The 15415-nt window shown below is 70.8% G+C and carries 12 protein-coding genes; 3 read left to right on the top strand and 9 right to left on the bottom strand.

Going from position 1 to position 15415, the window contains the following annotated elements:
- Window positions 1-9: 9 nt before the first annotated feature.
- From ACIBQZ_RS28025 to ACIBQZ_RS28060, 8 genes are all read right to left on the bottom strand, one after another.
- Window positions 10-2559, bottom strand: a complete 2550-nt coding sequence (locus ACIBQZ_RS28025) for an ABC transporter permease (protein WP_396091779.1) — start codon at window positions 2557-2559, stop codon at window positions 10-12.
- Complete coding sequence (locus ACIBQZ_RS28030; protein ID WP_396091780.1) at window positions 2559-3365, bottom strand: ABC transporter ATP-binding protein; 807 nt, start codon at window positions 3363-3365, stop codon at window positions 2559-2561. Before ACIBQZ_RS28030 ends, ACIBQZ_RS28025 begins: the two co-directional genes overlap by 1 nt.
- Before the next feature lie 140 nt (window positions 3366-3505).
- Window positions 3506-4924, bottom strand: coding sequence for an acyl-CoA carboxylase subunit beta (locus ACIBQZ_RS28035; protein ID WP_396091781.1), 1419 nt, complete (start codon window positions 4922-4924; stop codon window positions 3506-3508).
- Between the two features lie 132 nt (window positions 4925-5056).
- Complete coding sequence (locus ACIBQZ_RS28040) at window positions 5057-6451, bottom strand: FAD-dependent oxidoreductase (RefSeq protein ID WP_396091782.1); 1395 nt, start codon at window positions 6449-6451, stop codon at window positions 5057-5059.
- A 110-nt stretch (window positions 6452-6561) separates the two neighbouring features.
- A complete protein-coding gene (locus ACIBQZ_RS28045) occupies window positions 6562-7341 on the bottom strand; it encodes a YaaA family protein (protein ID WP_396091783.1) in 780 nt (259 codons plus the stop codon).
- Window positions 7338-7721: a DUF1801 domain-containing protein gene (locus ACIBQZ_RS28050; RefSeq protein ID WP_396091784.1), complete on the bottom strand. Its 384-nt coding sequence runs from the start codon at window positions 7719-7721 to the stop codon at window positions 7338-7340. Before ACIBQZ_RS28050 ends, ACIBQZ_RS28045 begins: the two co-directional genes overlap by 4 nt.
- Before the next feature lie 166 nt (window positions 7722-7887).
- Entirely contained in the window at window positions 7888-9519 is a 1632-nt protein-coding gene (locus tag ACIBQZ_RS28055) for an MFS transporter (RefSeq protein WP_396091825.1), read from the bottom strand.
- A 218-nt stretch (window positions 9520-9737) separates the two neighbouring features.
- On the bottom strand, window positions 9738-10925 hold the full coding sequence (locus ACIBQZ_RS28060; RefSeq protein ID WP_396091785.1) for an epoxide hydrolase family protein: 1188 nt from the start codon (window positions 10923-10925) through the stop codon (window positions 9738-9740).
- 182 nt (window positions 10926-11107) lie between these two features.
- On the opposite strand from ACIBQZ_RS28060, the gene ACIBQZ_RS28065 reads away from it, so the two are divergent.
- From ACIBQZ_RS28065 to ACIBQZ_RS28075, 3 genes are all read left to right on the top strand, one after another.
- A complete protein-coding gene (locus ACIBQZ_RS28065; RefSeq protein ID WP_396091786.1) occupies window positions 11108-11398 on the top strand; it encodes an ArsR/SmtB family transcription factor in 291 nt (96 codons plus the stop codon).
- Between the two features lie 169 nt (window positions 11399-11567).
- The gene (locus tag ACIBQZ_RS28070; protein ID WP_396091787.1) at window positions 11568-12920 is read left to right on the top strand and encodes an FAD-dependent oxidoreductase; all 1353 of its coding nucleotides are present in this window, start codon (window positions 11568-11570) and stop codon (window positions 12918-12920) included.
- Between the two features lie 131 nt (window positions 12921-13051).
- Window positions 13052-14275 carry an acyltransferase family protein gene (locus ACIBQZ_RS28075; RefSeq protein ID WP_396091788.1) on the top strand — a complete coding sequence of 408 codons (1224 nt, stop codon included), beginning with the start codon at window positions 13052-13054 and terminating at the stop codon, window positions 14273-14275.
- 45 nt (window positions 14276-14320) lie between these two features.
- On the opposite strand, the gene ACIBQZ_RS28080 is transcribed toward ACIBQZ_RS28075, so the two are convergent.
- A complete protein-coding gene (locus ACIBQZ_RS28080; RefSeq protein WP_396091789.1) occupies window positions 14321-15382 on the bottom strand; it encodes a glucose-1-phosphate thymidylyltransferase in 1062 nt (353 codons plus the stop codon).
- Window positions 15383-15415: the final 33 nt, after the last annotated feature.

A 15415-nucleotide genomic window follows, 5' to 3' on the forward strand; every position in this document is an offset into this window, starting at 1 on the left:
GCGCGCCGATCAATCGTGGGAGATGGCCCCCAGGACGTTCAGGCGCGCGGTCCGGATCGCCGGCAGGACGGCGGCGACAACACCGACAAGCCCGGCGACCAGCAGGTACGTGATCATCTGGCCCCAGGGCAGGACCAGCTCGGTGATGCCCTCGCCGTCGAGAGCCTGCACCACCGCGGTGCCGAGCAGTGCCCCGACCACCACGCCGAGCAGCGCGCCGAACACGCTGATGACCACCGCTTCCACGGTCACCATCCGCATCGTCTGCGCCCGGCTCAGGCCCACGGCCCGCAGCAGCCCGAGCTCCCGGGTGCGTTCCAGCATCGACAACGCCAGGGTGTTGACCACGCCCAGCACCGCGATCAGGATGGCCAGCGCCAGCAGCAGCTGGATCATCATGATGATCTGGTCGAAGCCGCTGGTCTGCTGCTCGATGAAGACGCTGCGGTCGGCGGCCGAGACCTCCGGGCTGTCGGCGAGCAGCGCCTGCACCTGCGGCAGGACCTGGGCCACCGGCACGCCGTCGGTCAGCCGGATGAAGCCGTAGATCGGCTGGGGATTGCCGAAGTCGGCGCTGGCCGCGGCCGGCAGCACATAGGCGGCCGGCAGCGTGTCCTCCTCGTACGTGCCCACCAGCGTGTACTGGTGCACCGGCCCCCGGGAGAGCTGCACGCTGACGGTCTGGCCCACACTGACCCCGCGGTCTGCCGCCTCCTGCGCGCTCATCACGGCCTGGTCGGCGCCGAGAGTCGTCAGCGTGCCGGCGGCCGGGACAGCCCCGTACACGTCGGCGAGGCGGGCGAGGTCGGTCGCTGCGTTGACCGGGCGGCGTTCCCCGTTGACCTCGGCCAGGTCGTACGACAGGCCGGCCGCACCGCGCACGCCGGGGAGCGCGGCGGCCCGATCCAGCACGGAGGCGTCGAACGACGGGGGCCAGGACGGGTTCTGGTCGCCGCTGATCACCAGCTGCGCCCGAACGGTGTCCTCGGCCTTGCCGGCCAGGCTGCTCTTGGTCGACTCGATCGTCACGGTGACGCCGGTGACCAACGCGATGCCGACCATCAGCGCGGCGGCGGTGATGGCCGTGCGGCGCGGGTTCCGGCCGGCGTTGAGCCGGCCCAGGCGTCCCGGCAACGACCAGGCGAAGATCCGGCCGAGCACGGAAACCACCGGCTTGCTGATCAGCGGGGTCAGCATGGCGATCCCGATGAAGGTCACCAGCACGCCACCCATGATCGTCGGCAGCACGCTGTCGCCGGTGGCCGCCACGAGACCCATGCCGAGCAGGATCACGCCGAGCGCGGTGACCACCCCGCCGGCAATCGTGATCCTGGTGAGCGGCCGGTCCGGGTTGGCCACGTCCTGCATTGCGGCCACCGGCGGGATGCGCGAAGCGCGCAGGGCCGGGAGTACGGCCGCGATCATCGTCACCAGGACGCCCACCACCAGAGCGCTGATCACGGCGCTGGGCGGCACTCCGACGCCGGCGAGCTCGAGGCCACCGCTGAACGCGCTGAAGGCCGACGCCAGGGCCGCCCCGACACCGACGCCGAGGATCAGCCCGACCACGGCGGCGACGAAGCCGATCACCAGGGCCTCGATCAGCACCGAACCGATGAGCTGGCGCCGGTTCGCGCCCAGGGCGCGCATCAGGGCCAGCTCACGGGTGCGCTGCGCCACGATGATGGAGAAGGTGTTGAGGATGAGAAAGATGCCGACGAACAGCGCCACGGCGGCGAAGCCGAGCAGAATGCTGTTGAAGAACGCCAGCCCGGTCTGGAGGTCACCGGCGGCTTCCTCGCTGAGCTGGTCGCCGGTCAGCACGGAGTAGTCGGCTCCCACCGCGGCGGCCACGCCGTCGCGCAGCTGCGCCGGGGTGGTGCCGTCGGCGGCCGCGACCCGGATCTCGCTGTAGAGACCGGACTGACCGAGCATCAGCTTCTGCGCCACCGGCTCGGTGAACGCCACCTCCTGCACGCCGCCGAGGCTGTCCCGGTCGCCGCTGTAGCCGAAGACGCCGACCACGGTGAACTGCTGCTTCGGCGACAGGGTCAGCACGCCGACCTGGTCACCGACGTTGAGCTTGGCGGCCTTGGCCACCGCGGCGTTGACGGCGACCTCCCCGTCCGCGTTCGGCCCGCGCCCGGCGGTGAGCTTGACCAGGTCGTCCTCGCCGACCCAGTTGATGCCCAGCCGCGGCGTGCCGACGCTGGCGAGCACCTTGCCGTCGGCGCCGATCACCCGGGCGCCGTCGCCGGCGACCCGGCCGGTCGCGGTGGCCACGCCCGGCACCGAACGCACCTTGTCGAGGATCGCGGCGGGGATGGTGCCGGGGACCTCCACGCCGTCGACCGTGGCGACGGAGACCTTCGGCTTGGCGAGCACACCGACGTCGGTCGTGGAGTAGACGTCGGAGAACAGGGCGTCGAAGGAGCGGCTGAGGGTGTCGGTGAGCACGAAGGAGCCCGACACGGACATCACGCCCAGGACCACCGCGATCCCGGACAGGACCAGCCGCAGCTTGCGGGCCAGCAGGCTCTTGAGTGTGGAGCGCAGCATCAGCGGACCGCCGCGGGTGCAGTCACGTTCTCGTCGCTCTGCCGCGGTGCGGCGACCAGCGCGTCGAGGCGCTTCATGGTGTCCAGCACCGCGTCGGCGGTCGGGTTGTCCAGCTCGGAGACGATCTGGCCGTCGGCGAGGAAGACCACCCGGTCGGCGTAGCTCGCCGCGACCGCGTCGTGGGTGACCATGACGATGGTCTGGCCGTGCTCGCGGACGCTGAGCTGGAGGAAGGTGAGCAGCTCGGCGCCGGAGCGGGAGTCCAGGTTGCCGGTCGGCTCGTCGGCGAAGATGACCTCCGGGCGGGTGATGAGGGCGCGGGCGCACGCCACCCGCTGCTGCTGACCGCCGGAGAGCTGGCTCGGCCGGTGGGACAGCCGGTCGCGCAGGCCGACCGTGTCGATCACCGTGTCCCACCATTGCGGGTCCGGCTTGGTGCCCGCGATGTCGAGGGGCAGGCGGATGTTCTCCGCCGCGCTCAGCGTCGGCAACAGATTGAACTGCTGGAAGATGAACCCGATCTTGTCACGGCGCAGCCGGGTCAGCGCCTTGTCGCTCTGGCCGCTGAGCTCGGTGTCGCCGATGTGCACCGTGCCCTTGGTGGCGACGTCGAGGCCCGCCAGGCAGTGCATGAGCGTCGACTTCCCGCTGCCTGACGGGCCCATGATGGCCGTGAACTGCTGGCGCCCGAACTCAGCGGTCACGCCGCGCAGGGCGGTCACCTCCGCCGCGCCGCTGCCGTACACCTTCCAGATGTCACCAGCCCGCGCCGCTACTGCCACGTCGTTCTTCTCGATCACCGTCACCGGTCCACCTCATCGATATGGAATCCCGCCGGCCGCGAACCCCGGCCGGCCTCAGCCGTCTACCTGTAAGGACGACGGCCCGCGGGGAAAGTCATCGGTGATCCGGACACCAATGTCGAAACATGGGTCCCGCCTCCTGGTCACAAGGGGATGTTGGTGTGGCTTCCCCGACGCGCCGGCGCCGTGGCCAGGGTCCGCGCCAGGCACCCGCGGGTCAGCGCGGGGTCGATGACCTCGTCCACCACTCCGAGCGCGACGGCGCGCTGCACGCCGCCCGCGGTGGCCCGGTGCTGCTCGACCAGTTCGGCCCGCAGCGCCTCGCGATCGTCGGCCGGGGCGGCGCTCAACCGGCGACGATGCAGCACACCCACGGCCGCGTCCGCGCCCATCACCGCCACCTCCGCGTCCGGCCAGGCCAGCACCGCCGTGGCGCCCAACGCGCGGGAGTTCATCGCGATGAACGCGCCGCCGTACGCCTTGCGGGTGATCAAGCTGACCCGGGGCACCCTCGCCTCGGCGAAGGCATGCAGCAGCTTCGCGCCCCGGCGGATCACGCCGGCCCACTCCTGCTCCACGCCGGGCAGGTAGCCGGGCACGTCGACGAGCACCAGCAACGGCACGCCGAGCGAGTCGCACAGGCGCACGAAGCGGGCCGCCTTCTCGGCGCCCAGCGCGTCGAGACAGCCGCCCTTGCGCAGCGGGTTGTTCCCCACCACCCCGACGGTGTGCCCGGCGAGCCGGCCGAAGCCGATGACCACGTTCGGCGCCCATCGCGGCTGCAGTTCCTCGAACCCGGTCGGATCCAGCACCGCGCCGATCAGGTCTTTCACGTTGTACGCGCTGCGGCTGCTGGCCGGCAGGACCTCGCGCAGGTCGCCGTGCCGAGGCACGGTGTCCAGGTCGAACACCCCCGGATCGCCGAGCAGGGTGATGATGGCGCGGGTACGGACGTACGCCTCGGCCTCGGTGCCGGCGTGCACATGGGCGACGCCGGACTTGCGGTCGTGCACCTGGGGGCCGCCCAGCGCCTCCATCTCGATGTCCTCGCCGGTGACCTGGCGGATCACCTCCGGGCCGGTGACGAACATCCGGGCCTCGGCGGTGGTGACGATGATGTCGGTGAGCGCCGGTCCGTAGGCCGCCGCCCCGGCCGCCGGACCCAGCACCACGGACAGCTGCGGGATCTGTCCCGATGCTGCCGTCATCGCGGCGAAGATCCGGCCGACACCGTCCAGGGACGCCACCCCGTCGGCGAGGCGGGCGCCGCCGGACTGCCACAGCCCGACCACCGGGACCCGCCGCGCGACCGCTTCGGTGATGGCACCGACGATGTGCCGGCACCCGGCCGCCCCCAGCGCACCGCCCTTGACCGTCGGGTCGGTGGCGTACGCGACGACCGGCCGGCCGGCCACGGTGCCGGTCACCGCGAGCGCTCCGCTGTCGTCGGGGGCGTGCAACGCCAGCACGGAGTCACGATCGAGCAGGCGGCGAAGCCGGGACAGGGGTGAGCGGGGATCCAAGGGTGCCGGATGGAGTCGTGGTTCCTGAGTGAGGGACATGGCGTCCTTTCCTGTCCAGGCCTCGGCCCGCCCGGGGGTCCGACGGGCAGGGCCGGGCCGGAGGTGTCAGGACGGGTGCGAGGTGCGGGACCTGGCTGGAGGTGCGGAGCGGATGCGACCGGCCGCGGCGGGTCAGGCAGTGGGCCGTGCGGCCACGGGGTCGGGTCGGTCGCCGTCGGCCAGCCACGACGTTCCCGGGCTGGGGCGGCGCAGGGCGTGGCGGAGCACCCGCCACATCATCGCCGGTCGCATCAGGGCCTCCGGCGGGTCGATGAGCCCGGCCACCCGCATGAAGCCCTCGGTGACCTTCGCGTCCTTGGTGGCCGCGTACTGCAGGCGGGCCATGTAGGCGTTGCCGACCAGGACCTTCAGGGTTCGTTCGCCCTGCACGCCGGGGAAATCGAGGTCACCGCCCGCGGAGATGTCCCACGGGGTGTCCACGGCGCGGGACATGTCGGCCAGCACCCGCAGCGGGTCCGGTGTCACCCCCCGGCGCAGGTGCTCGCGCAGGGTCATCGCCTCGAGCGCCGCCACGCTCATGCCCTGGCCGTAGACCGGGTTGAAGCTGCAGAACGCGTCGCCGGTCACGAGCAGCCGGGCCGGGAAGCGCAGCAGCCGCTCGTAGCGGCGGCGTACGCTCGCCGGGAACTTGAAGGACACCGGATCGTCCAGCGGTTCCGCGTCCCGGACGGCCTCGTAGACGTCCGGCACCGGCAGCGAGCGGACGAACTCCAGGAACGCCGCCGGATCGGTGGGCGGATGGTCGCCGAGCACCCCGGTCAGCGACAGGATGCAGGTGTCCGGGCCCACCTGGCCGAAGAACGCGCCGCGTGGGTGGGCCGGAGACGCCACCGGGTTGATCGACTGCACGCCGTCGAACATCTCCGGGCGCAGCCGGTAGTGCCGGGTGGTGTAGGCGAGGCCGACCTTGACCCGTTCCTCCTCCGGGCGCTGGTAGCCCAGTTCCTCGAGCCAGGCCGGCGTGCGGGAGCCGCGGCCGGTGGCGTCCACGACCAGGTCGGCGTCGAGTGTCTCGGGCACGGCGCCCGCGGCGCGGCGCTGCACCCGTACCCCGGTGATCTGCTCGTGGTCGTCGGTGGCCTCGAGGCCGAGGACATCGCACTGCTGCAGGAAAGTCACATTGGTCAGCTGGGCAACCCGCTCACGGACGTGGTTCTCCAGCACCGGGCGGGGCGCGGTCACCGAGACGAGGCCGGTGTGCGCGGGCTGGATGCGGCGGCCGTTGAAGAACCAGCGCATCTCGCCGAGGTCGCCGGTCGGCACCCCGGCTGCGCGCAGTTCGTCGGTGAAACCGGGGAAGAGCTCCTCGAGGATGAGCTGGCCGCGGGCGTGCAGGCCGTGGGCGTGCACCGTGTGCGGTGTCCCCTTGCGAGGGACGTCGATGCCGAGGATCTCGTCGCGATCGACGATCGTCACCTGGTCGTAGGCCTCGGCGAGCACCCGGGCGGCCAGCATGCCCGCCATGCTTCCGCCCAGTACGACCGCACGCTGTCCGATGTGGCTCACGTGAGCGTTCCTCCCTGAAACGTCGGCGCCGGCGTCGACGACCGCGGCGAATACTCAGCCAGCGTCGCCGGATCACCGGTGCCACGCACCTCCGGGAATGCGCTCGGATGTCACTTCAGCCGGATGCTCAACCCTTTTCCGCCGAATTCCTTGGCGACGAAGACGGGTTGTGCGGCCGTGCTGGCCGACCGGTCCAACTCGTAGCCCACCTGGGTGAAATCGGACAGCCGATCGGGGCTGTCGATACGTTCGGTGATCAGCCACCGGGCGAACGCGCCACGGGCTATCTTGGCGTGCACGACGACGAACTTGGTTTTACCGGTGGCCGGGTCCACGGTGAGGAACTTCGGTGTGATGACCCGGTTCTTGGCCACGAACGGCGTCACCGTGCGGCTGTATTCCTGCGCTGCCAGATTGACGATCGGGACGTCGCCGGGCAACAGCGCGGCAATGGCCTCGCCCCAGAACTTGTAAAGGCTGGCGAACCGCGGGTCGGGCAGCCGGTAGCCCATCTCGAGCCGGTACGGGCGGATGCCGTCGCTGGGGCGCAGCAGGCCGTACATGCCGGAGAGGATGAACAGCTTCTCCTCCGCGTGGGCGCGCTCCGCCGCGGTGAACTCGTTGGCCTGCAGGCCGCTGTAGATGTCACCGATGAAGCAGTCCAGAGCGGGCCGCTGCGGACCGTCGGCGCTCCACTCGGCCATCTGCGCAGCCGTCTTCTCGGCGACGCCGGCGGTCACGCTCATCATCTCGGCCAGCGGCCCGACGTCCATGGCCCGCACCTGGGCGGCGAGCACCCGGGCGCGATCGAGCAGCGCCGGCACCGTCAGCCGATGCCCGGCGTCGGCGGCGAACCGCATCGCCTTGGAGGAGTGCAGCAGGATGATCACTTGTCGATCATCTTGATCAATTCTTCGATGATCCGGCGCACGTCCGCCTTCTTGGCTTTCGCGTCGGCCAGATCGGTGAAGAAGAACAGCCGGCGGTCGGGGTAGTCACCGGTGAGGTGCTCGCTGTCGATGGAGATGATGTGCGGGTTGTGAAACACCAGGAAGACATCCTTGCGGGACCACAGGTTGAACGTCGTCAGGTATTCACCGCGGTAGGAGAACGACGGCGCCTTCCATTTCACCTGCTCGGTGATCTCGTCGTTGGTCTCCTTGATGTGCGCCCTCAGCAGCTCGATGCCCTCGGCGAACGGGTGCTCGAGCTTTGCCATGAAGTCGTCGACTTCCTGGGTTTTGTTGACGGTGTTATCAACCTTGCCCATCAGCCATTCCTCACGTCGGCCGCAAAAGTAGGGCTCAGTATACCGACGCGCTGTCCTCAGTCGAGTGCGGTGGGATTGTCCGCCCCGGCGATATCGACCGGAGGCGCAGCCGGACCAGTCCTCCGGCCGCGCCACGCTGAGCGGCCGGAGGGCTGGTCCGGTGGTACTAGACGCGGTCGCGGAGATCCTCCGCACGCACCTCGGTCCCCGGAGTGTCGGCGCCGACGCCGGCTGCCGGCCCGGCGGCGGGGGTGTCCACTGGAGATTCCGGCGGAGCGCCGTGACCCATGCCGGGCGGGCCCGCCATCGGGGCGACCGACCGCAGCCCGAGCGCGAGCAGCACGGCGAGGCCGAGCAGCAGCAGCGCGGTGATCACGTTGACGCCGTGCAGCGCCTGGGTGAACGCGTCGCGGGCGGTGCCGAGCAGCTCGGCACCGAGCGGGCCGGGCAGCGTGGGTGCGATCGCGGCGGCCGCAGCGATGCTCTCCCCCGCGGGCACGGCCTGCTCCGGCGGCAGGCCCGCCGGCACCTGCACGGCCGAGCCGTACACCGCGCTGGCGACGCTGCCCAGCAGCGCGACGCCCAGGGCGACGCCGAGCTCACCACCGGTGGACGACAGCGACCCGACGGCGCCGGCCTTCTCCGGCGGGGCGTTCGACATCATGACCGCGTTGGCCAGAGTCGCGGTCGGGCTGGAACCCAGGTAGAGGATGACCAGGCCGATGATGAGTGTGCTGAGGCCGCCGGCCAGGCTGACCTGGGTCATCACCACGGCGCCCACCGAGGCGATGACCATGCCGCCGGCCAGCACGTAACCCGGTTTGAACTTGCGGGCCAGGGCGGGGCCGAGGTTGCCGCCGACAATCATGGCCACCGAGGGGATCAACATCCACACGGCCACCTTGACCGGCGTCATACCCTCCACCAGCTGCAGGTAGAGCGTCGTGATGAGCCCCGTGCCGCCCATGATGAAGCCGAACACGAGGCCGAGCACCACGGTGGTGCCGACCACGGGCATCGCGAACAGGCGCAGGTCCAGCATCGGGACGGTGAGGTGACGCTGGCGCCGTACGAACATCACCGCGAAGGCGAGGCCGACCACCATGGCGCCCACCGGCTGGGCTGCCCAGCCGGCGCGGGCGACCTCCTTGAGCCCGTACACGAACGGCAGCAGCGCGGCCAGCGACATGACGGCGCTGAGCACATCGAGGCCACCGGCCTCGGGATTCGCGGTGTCGGGCAGCAGGCGTGGGCCGACCACCACGACCAGGGCCATGATGGGCACCCCCATCAGGAAGATCGAGCCCCACCAGAACGCGCCGAGCAGCAGCCCGCCGATCACCGGGCCGAGGATGACACCCAGCATGATGGAGCTGCCCCAGATGCCCATCGCCGCGCCCATCTGGGCGGGATTGGGGAACATCCGGCCGATCAGGGCGAGGACCGACGGCATCACGGTCGCCGCCGCGATGCCCATCACCCCGCGCGCGCCGAGCAGGATCCAGGTGGAGCTCGCATACGCGGCGACCAGGGAGGCGACGATGAACGCCCCGGCACCGGTCACCAGCACCCGGCGGTGCCCGATCCGGTCGCCGAGCGTACCCATCAGCACGATGAAGCCGGCGAGCATGAAGCCGTAGATGTCGGTGGCCCAGAGCTGCTGGGTGGCGCCCATGCCGAGGTCGGCGCTGAGCCGCGGCAGTGCCAAGACAAGGACACTGATGTCGACGGTGGTCAGCAGCGTGGGTAGGCAGAGCACGGCGAGGGCTATCCACTCCCGCCGTCCCGCCATGGGCATCGAGGGTTCTGTGGTCACGTTCTATGTCCTCTCGTCGTGAGGCCGCCACGATCCGGCACGGCACCGGGGGTATGTCGTTGTGTTCTTGCGCGCGAGGGCGGGAGCCGGCCACGCGCTGCCCGGCGGATCCGCTGATCCGCCGGGCATCTGTTGAGACGGCGTCCGCGCGCGAAACTCATCGGTCCGCGGCCAGAAATGGTCGGCGGGCCGCTACGGGATCAGGCCGCGGCGCGACGCACCTGGGCGAAGAACGTCCGGACGTCCTTGACCAGCAGGTCAGGCACCTCCAGGGCGGGGAAGTGCCCGCCGCGCTCGAACTCGGTCCAGTGCGTGATGGTGTCGAAGTCACGGTCGGCGAAGGCCCGCACCGGGTTGAAGCAGTCGTGGGGGAACACCGCCACGCCCAGCGGCACCGTCAGGGGCTGCTCGCGGTAGCCGTCGAGCATGTCGCCGTTCGCATCGGACGTCAGCCGGCGCTGACTCTCGGTGATCTCGTAGTACAGCTGCGCCGAGGAGCCCGCGGTGTTGGTCAGCCAGTAGATCATCACGTTGGTGATCAGCTGGTCACGGTCGATCACCTCGTCGGGCACCGCGCCGCCGGTCCACTCCTTGAACCGTTCCACGATCCAGGCGAGCTGGCCGGCCGGGGAGTCGTTGAGGGCGTACGCGACCGTCTGCGGCCGGGTCGAGAGCAGTTTGCGGTAGCCGGAGCCGTCGGCGTCGAAGCGGGCCAGCCCGCCCAGCCGGGCCAGATCCGCCTCGGTCAGCCCGGCGAGCTCCGCCTCGTCGCCGGAGGGGAAGACGGTGAGCATGTTGCAGTGCACGCCGACGACCCGTTTGGGATCGAGGCGGCCCACCGCGAGCGAGATCGGCGAGCCGAAGTCGCCGCCCTGGGCGCCGTAGCTGTCGTATCCCAGCCGCGCCATCAGCTCGACCCAGGCGGCGGCGATGCGGTTGATGTCCCAGCCGGGCTCGGTCAGCGGCCCGGAGAAGCCGAATCCCGGGATCGACGGGATCACCAGATGGAACGCGTCCTCGGCCCGGCCGCCGTGCGCGACGGGGTCGGTCAGCGGGCCGATGACGTCGAGGAACTCGGCGATCGAGCCGGGCCAGCCGTGGGTCAGCACCAGCGGCAGGGCATCGGGCTCGGGCGAGCGAACGTGCATGAAGTGCACGTTGGCCCCGTCGATGGTCGTGGTGAACTGTGGGTAGCGGTTGAGCTGCGCCTCCGCGGTCCGCCAGTCGTAGCTGGTCAGCCAGTGCTGCACCAGCTGCCGCAGATAGTCGGCCGGCACCCCGCGGGTCCAGCCGACGCCGGGCACGTCGGGGGCGTACCGGGTGTGCGCCAGGCGACGGCGCAAGTCGTCGAGCTCGGTCTGCCGGATGGTGACGCGGAACGGCTGCATGCGGTTCTCCGTCTGTCGTTTCTGGTGGACGTCGCCCACGACGGTGGCACCCGGGCCGCGAGCCGCGCATCTCCACGAATGCGCTGCTCGCACCGGCGTGGGCAGCGCACAGCCGGAGGTGCCCGGGGCCGCGGCCGCGGCCGAATCTGGTACGGGATCGGCAGACCGGGAGGTACCGCAGCGTGGCCGACGACGCACTCGACCGCATCTTCGCCGCCCTGGCGGATCCGACCCGCCGGGAGATCCTGCGGCGCGTGGTCGCCGGGGACACGACACTCACGGATCTCACGGCGTCGTTCGCCATCAGCACCCAGGCGTTGTGGCGGCACCTGCGGGTCCTGGAGCGGGCCGGCCTGATCAGCCGGTACCGCAACGCCCAGCGTCGCCCCTGCCGGCTGGAGAGCGTCATCCTCGACGACACCGCGGAGTGGCTGCTGGCGCTCTCCGCCTCCGGCCGGACCCGCTGGGGCTGACCTCAGGTGTGGGCAGTTCAGAAGATGCCCGGCCGGTCGTGCCACTGACACGATCCACTCGTGCCCGATCGCCGGACCGCCAGGCCGGACCGCCGCAGCACCCGCCGGATCGGCCCGCTGCACGCGCCGCTGCCGGAATCGTCCTTCACCGCTAAGGGAGTCAATCGTCATGGGTAAACCAGTCGGAGACCGCGTCGTGGTGCTGGGAGGCAGCATCACGGGGCTGTTCGCCGCCAGCGCCTTGTCGGAGGCCTACCGCGAGGTCATCATCGTGGACCGCGACGAGATCGTCGGCGTCCGGGAACCACGTCGCGGGGCACCGCAGGCGCGGCACATCAACGGTCTGCTGGCTCGGGGCGCCCGGGCCATGGAGGAGCTCTTCCCGGAGATCACCTCTCAGATGATCACCGCGGGATGCCCGCAGACGGACCTGTCGGGCACGGTGCGCTGGTACTTCAACGGCATGCCGCTCAAGCAGGTCCGCGCCGGACTGACCAATGTGGGCTGTCGCCGGCCGATCCTCGAGCACCACGTCCGCGAACGGGTGCAGGCGCTGGGCAACGTCACCTTCTACCAGCGCTACGACCTGACCGGTCTGGTGTTCGACGCCGCCGGCACCCGGGTCGTGGGTGCCCGGGTCCAGCGCCGGGACGGCGGCACCGAGGAGACCCTGGAGGCCGATCTGGTCGTGGACGCCACGGGTCGTGGTTCCCGCACGCCGGTCTGGCTGGAGAACAAGGGATTCGGCCGGGTCGCCGAGGAAGGCTCCAAGATCGGGCTGGGCTACGTCACGCGGCACTACAAGCTGCGTACCGACCCGTTCGGCAAGGACCACTCCATCATCTGCGTGGCCAACCCGGAGCTGCCGCGCGGCGCCATCTTCACCAAGACCGACAGCGGGCTGGTGGAGCTGACCACGTACGGGCTGCTCGGTGACCACCCGCCGACGGATCCGGAGGGCTTCAACGCGTTCGTCAAGACGCTCGCCGCTCCGGAGATCTACGAGGCCATCATCGAGGCCGAGCCGATCGACGATCCGGTGCTGTTCCGCTTCCCGACGACGCTGCGCCGCCGCTACGACAAGATGGCCAGGATGCCGGAACGGCTGCTCGTGCTCGGCGACGCGGTCTGCACCCCGAACCCGGTCTTCGCCCAGGCGCAGAGCCTGGCCGCGCTGCAGGCGCTGGCGCTGCGTGACGAGCTGCGGGCCGGGCGGGTTCCGGACGCGCTGGAGTTCACCCGCACGGTCGGGCGGATCATCGACCCGGCCTGGGGGCTGACCGAGGGCATCAATCTGAGCTTCCCGGGCGTCGAGGGCAAGCGCACCCGGGTCTGGAAGATCATGCAGGCGTACATGCACCGGGTGCAGATCGCCGCGACCCGCGACTCCGGCGTGACCGAGGCGTTCATGCGCTCGGCCGGTCTGGTCGACCCGGTCGAGGCGCTGATGCGCCCGAGCATGGTGCTGCGCGTGCTGCGCAACTCCGGCGCGGCCCGGCAGTCCGAGTCCGTTCAGCGCTGAACCCCACGGCACCACCACAACCTGGACCCTCGCCGTTCCGGGCGGCCCCGTGCCGCCCGGAACGGCTTTCCGTGGCCGCATCCGGCCGTGATCCACCCACCCACGGCACTCGCTTCTGGAGGCAGACAACCATGACCGCTGCACCAACCACAGCCACCGACCGGCGCGGCGCGCCGATCGGTCGCCCGGGAGAGCGACTGCCGTCGCTGACCGGGATGCGCGTTCTCGCCGGCTTCGGCGTCTTCAGCACCCACATCATCGCGCTGGGCCTGTTCGCCGACCCGATGGCGATGATGAGCTACATCCACTACGCCGCGAACAGCGGTGTCTTCGGGGTGGGCTTCTTCTTCGTGCTCACCGGCTTCGTGGTGACCTGGACGGCCGCCGCCGGCGACACGGCGGGCAAGTTCTGGCGGCGCCGGTTCTTCAAGCTCATCCCCAACCACATCGTGGTCTACCTCATCATCCTGGCGCTGTGGCTGCCGACCGAGGTGCCGATCAACACCCTCGCGGCGATTGCCGGGTTCTTCCTCGTGACCGCGTGGTCGCCGTCGCAGGACATCCTGTTCGGCAACCTCAACGGTCCGATGTGGTCGGCGAACATCGACGTGCTGGCGTACGCGGTCTTCCCGCTGCTGTACTTCCTGATCAAGAAGATCCGGCCGAACCGGCTCTGGGCCTGGGCCGTGGGAATGGTCGCGCTGGCGGCGCTGGTGCCGCTGGTGGCGCACAACTTCCTGCCCGACGGGCCGCCCTCGCTGACCGCACCCGACATCTCCTGGCCGCAGCACTGGTTCGGCTTCTACTTCCCGCTCACCCGGGCGATCGAGTTCGTGCTCGGCATCCTGATGGCGCGCATCCTGCTCACCGGCCGCTGGATCGGCATCACGGCGCTGCCCGCGGCGCTGGTGACCGCCGGCGTCTATCTGGCCACGTTGGACGTGCCGATCTTCCACGGCTACACGGTGATCCCGCTGATCCCGATCGCCATCCTCATCCCGGCCATGGCGTACTCCGACATGCTCGGGCACCGCACCCTGGTCAACAGCAGGTTCATGGTGTGGCTCGGCGACCGCATGTACGCGTTCTTCGTCACCCACATCACCGTGCTGTTCATGGCCCACGCCGCGCTCAACGGCGAGAACGGCGTGGTCGGCATGTACACCCAGAAGCAGTTCAGCACCGGCGCCGTGGTGCTGGTCGTCGCGGCCCTCTACGTGCTGTGCGTGCTGGTCGCGCAACTGCTCTACGTGGCCGTCGAGCGCCCGGCGATGCGCCGCTGGTCGCGCTCGGCCAAGGACCGCGCCGAGGCCCGGGCCCAGCGCGAACGGCAGCAGGCGGTGCTGCAGAGCTGAGCGCACGGCGAGGATGGGGCGCCCGGTGGGCGCCCCATCGTCGTGTCACGGATCGAGGGTGACCGCGCCGTGGTCGCCGAGGACCAGCTTGTGGCCGGTCGACCCGCCACCTGTCACGACCGCGCCCCGGCCGAGAACCGACTCGGCGAGCCGCGGCACCGCGGTGACGCTCGCGCCTTCGAGCAGCACGGAGTCGGCGACCCCGCTGCCCCGGACCCGGCAGCCGGCGCCGACGGCGGTGTGCGGACCGAGCAGGCTGTCCTCGACCAGGGCGCCGGCGCCGACGATGGCCGGGCCCTCGATGCGGGACCGCACGACGCGCGCCCCGGCCTCCACCACCACGCCCGGGCCGATCCGGCTGAGCGCGTCGACCTGGCCGTCGATGCGGCCCCGTTGCCCGCCCAGGACGTACCGGTTGCACTCCAGGACGTCGGCGACGGTGCCGACGTCCTTCCAGAATCCGGCGTACTCGTCGGCGCGGACGTCCGCGCCCCGGTCGACCAGCCACTGCACTGCGTCGGTGAGTTCGAGCTCGCCGCGGGCGCTGGGCGTGATGGCGTCCACCGCGGCGTGCAGAGCCGCGGTGAAGACGTAGACCCCGACGAGGGCGAGATCGCTGCGCGGCTCGGCCGGCTTCTCCACGAGCCGGCGTACCCCCGCCTGGGCGTCGAGCTCCACCACCCCGAACGCGCGGGGATCGGCGACCTTCTGCACCACCAGGTACGCGGCGGGCCGGTCCCGGCGGAACCGGGCCACCGTCTCGGCGATGCCGTCGGCGAGCATGTTGTCGCCGAGGTGGACCACGAAGTCGTCGGCGCCGAGGAAGGGCCGGGCCACCCGTACGGCGTGGGCCAGGCCGAGCGGCTCGGGCTGGGTCAGATAGGTGAGCCGCAGTCCGTGGCTCGCGCCGTCACCGAGGGCCCGGCGGATCGCCTCGGCGCCGTTGCTGACGATGATGCCGACCTCCGTCACGCCGGCGGCGCGTATGTTGCCGAGCACATAGGACAGTACTGCCCGGTTGGCCACCGGGATCAGCTGCTTGGGCAGGGAATGGCTGAAGGGCCGCAGCCGGGTGCCGGCTCCGCCCGCCAGTACGAGTGCCTTCACGACGACGTCCTCTCAAAAGGGAAAGCGGCGGCG

The sequence above is a fragment of the Actinoplanes sp. NPDC049599 genome (assembly GCF_044465625.1).
GTDB lineage: Bacteria > Actinomycetota > Actinomycetes > Mycobacteriales > Micromonosporaceae > Actinoplanes.

What these genes read in the sequence shown, in the direction of transcription:
- ACIBQZ_RS28025 (WP_396091779.1), bottom strand. Translation starts at nt 2,559, where the DNA reads ATGCTGCGCTCCACACTCAAGAGCCTGCTGGCCCGCAAGCTGCGGCTG.
- ACIBQZ_RS28035 (WP_396091781.1), bottom strand. Translation starts at nt 4,924, where the DNA reads ATGTCCCTCACTCAGGAACCACGACTCCATCCGGCACCCTTGGATCCC.
- ACIBQZ_RS28050 (WP_396091784.1), bottom strand. Translation starts at nt 7,721, where the DNA reads ATGGGCAAGGTTGATAACACCGTCAACAAAACCCAGGAAGTCGACGAC.
- ACIBQZ_RS28055 (WP_396091825.1), bottom strand. Translation starts at nt 9,519, where the DNA reads ATGCCCATGGCGGGACGGCGGGAGTGGATAGCCCTCGCCGTGCTCTGC.
- ACIBQZ_RS28060 (WP_396091785.1), bottom strand. Translation starts at nt 10,925, where the DNA reads ATGCAGCCGTTCCGCGTCACCATCCGGCAGACCGAGCTCGACGACTTG.
- ACIBQZ_RS28070 (WP_396091787.1), top strand. Translation starts at nt 11,568, where the DNA reads ATGGGTAAACCAGTCGGAGACCGCGTCGTGGTGCTGGGAGGCAGCATC.
- ACIBQZ_RS28075 (WP_396091788.1), top strand. Translation starts at nt 13,052, where the DNA reads ATGACCGCTGCACCAACCACAGCCACCGACCGGCGCGGCGCGCCGATC.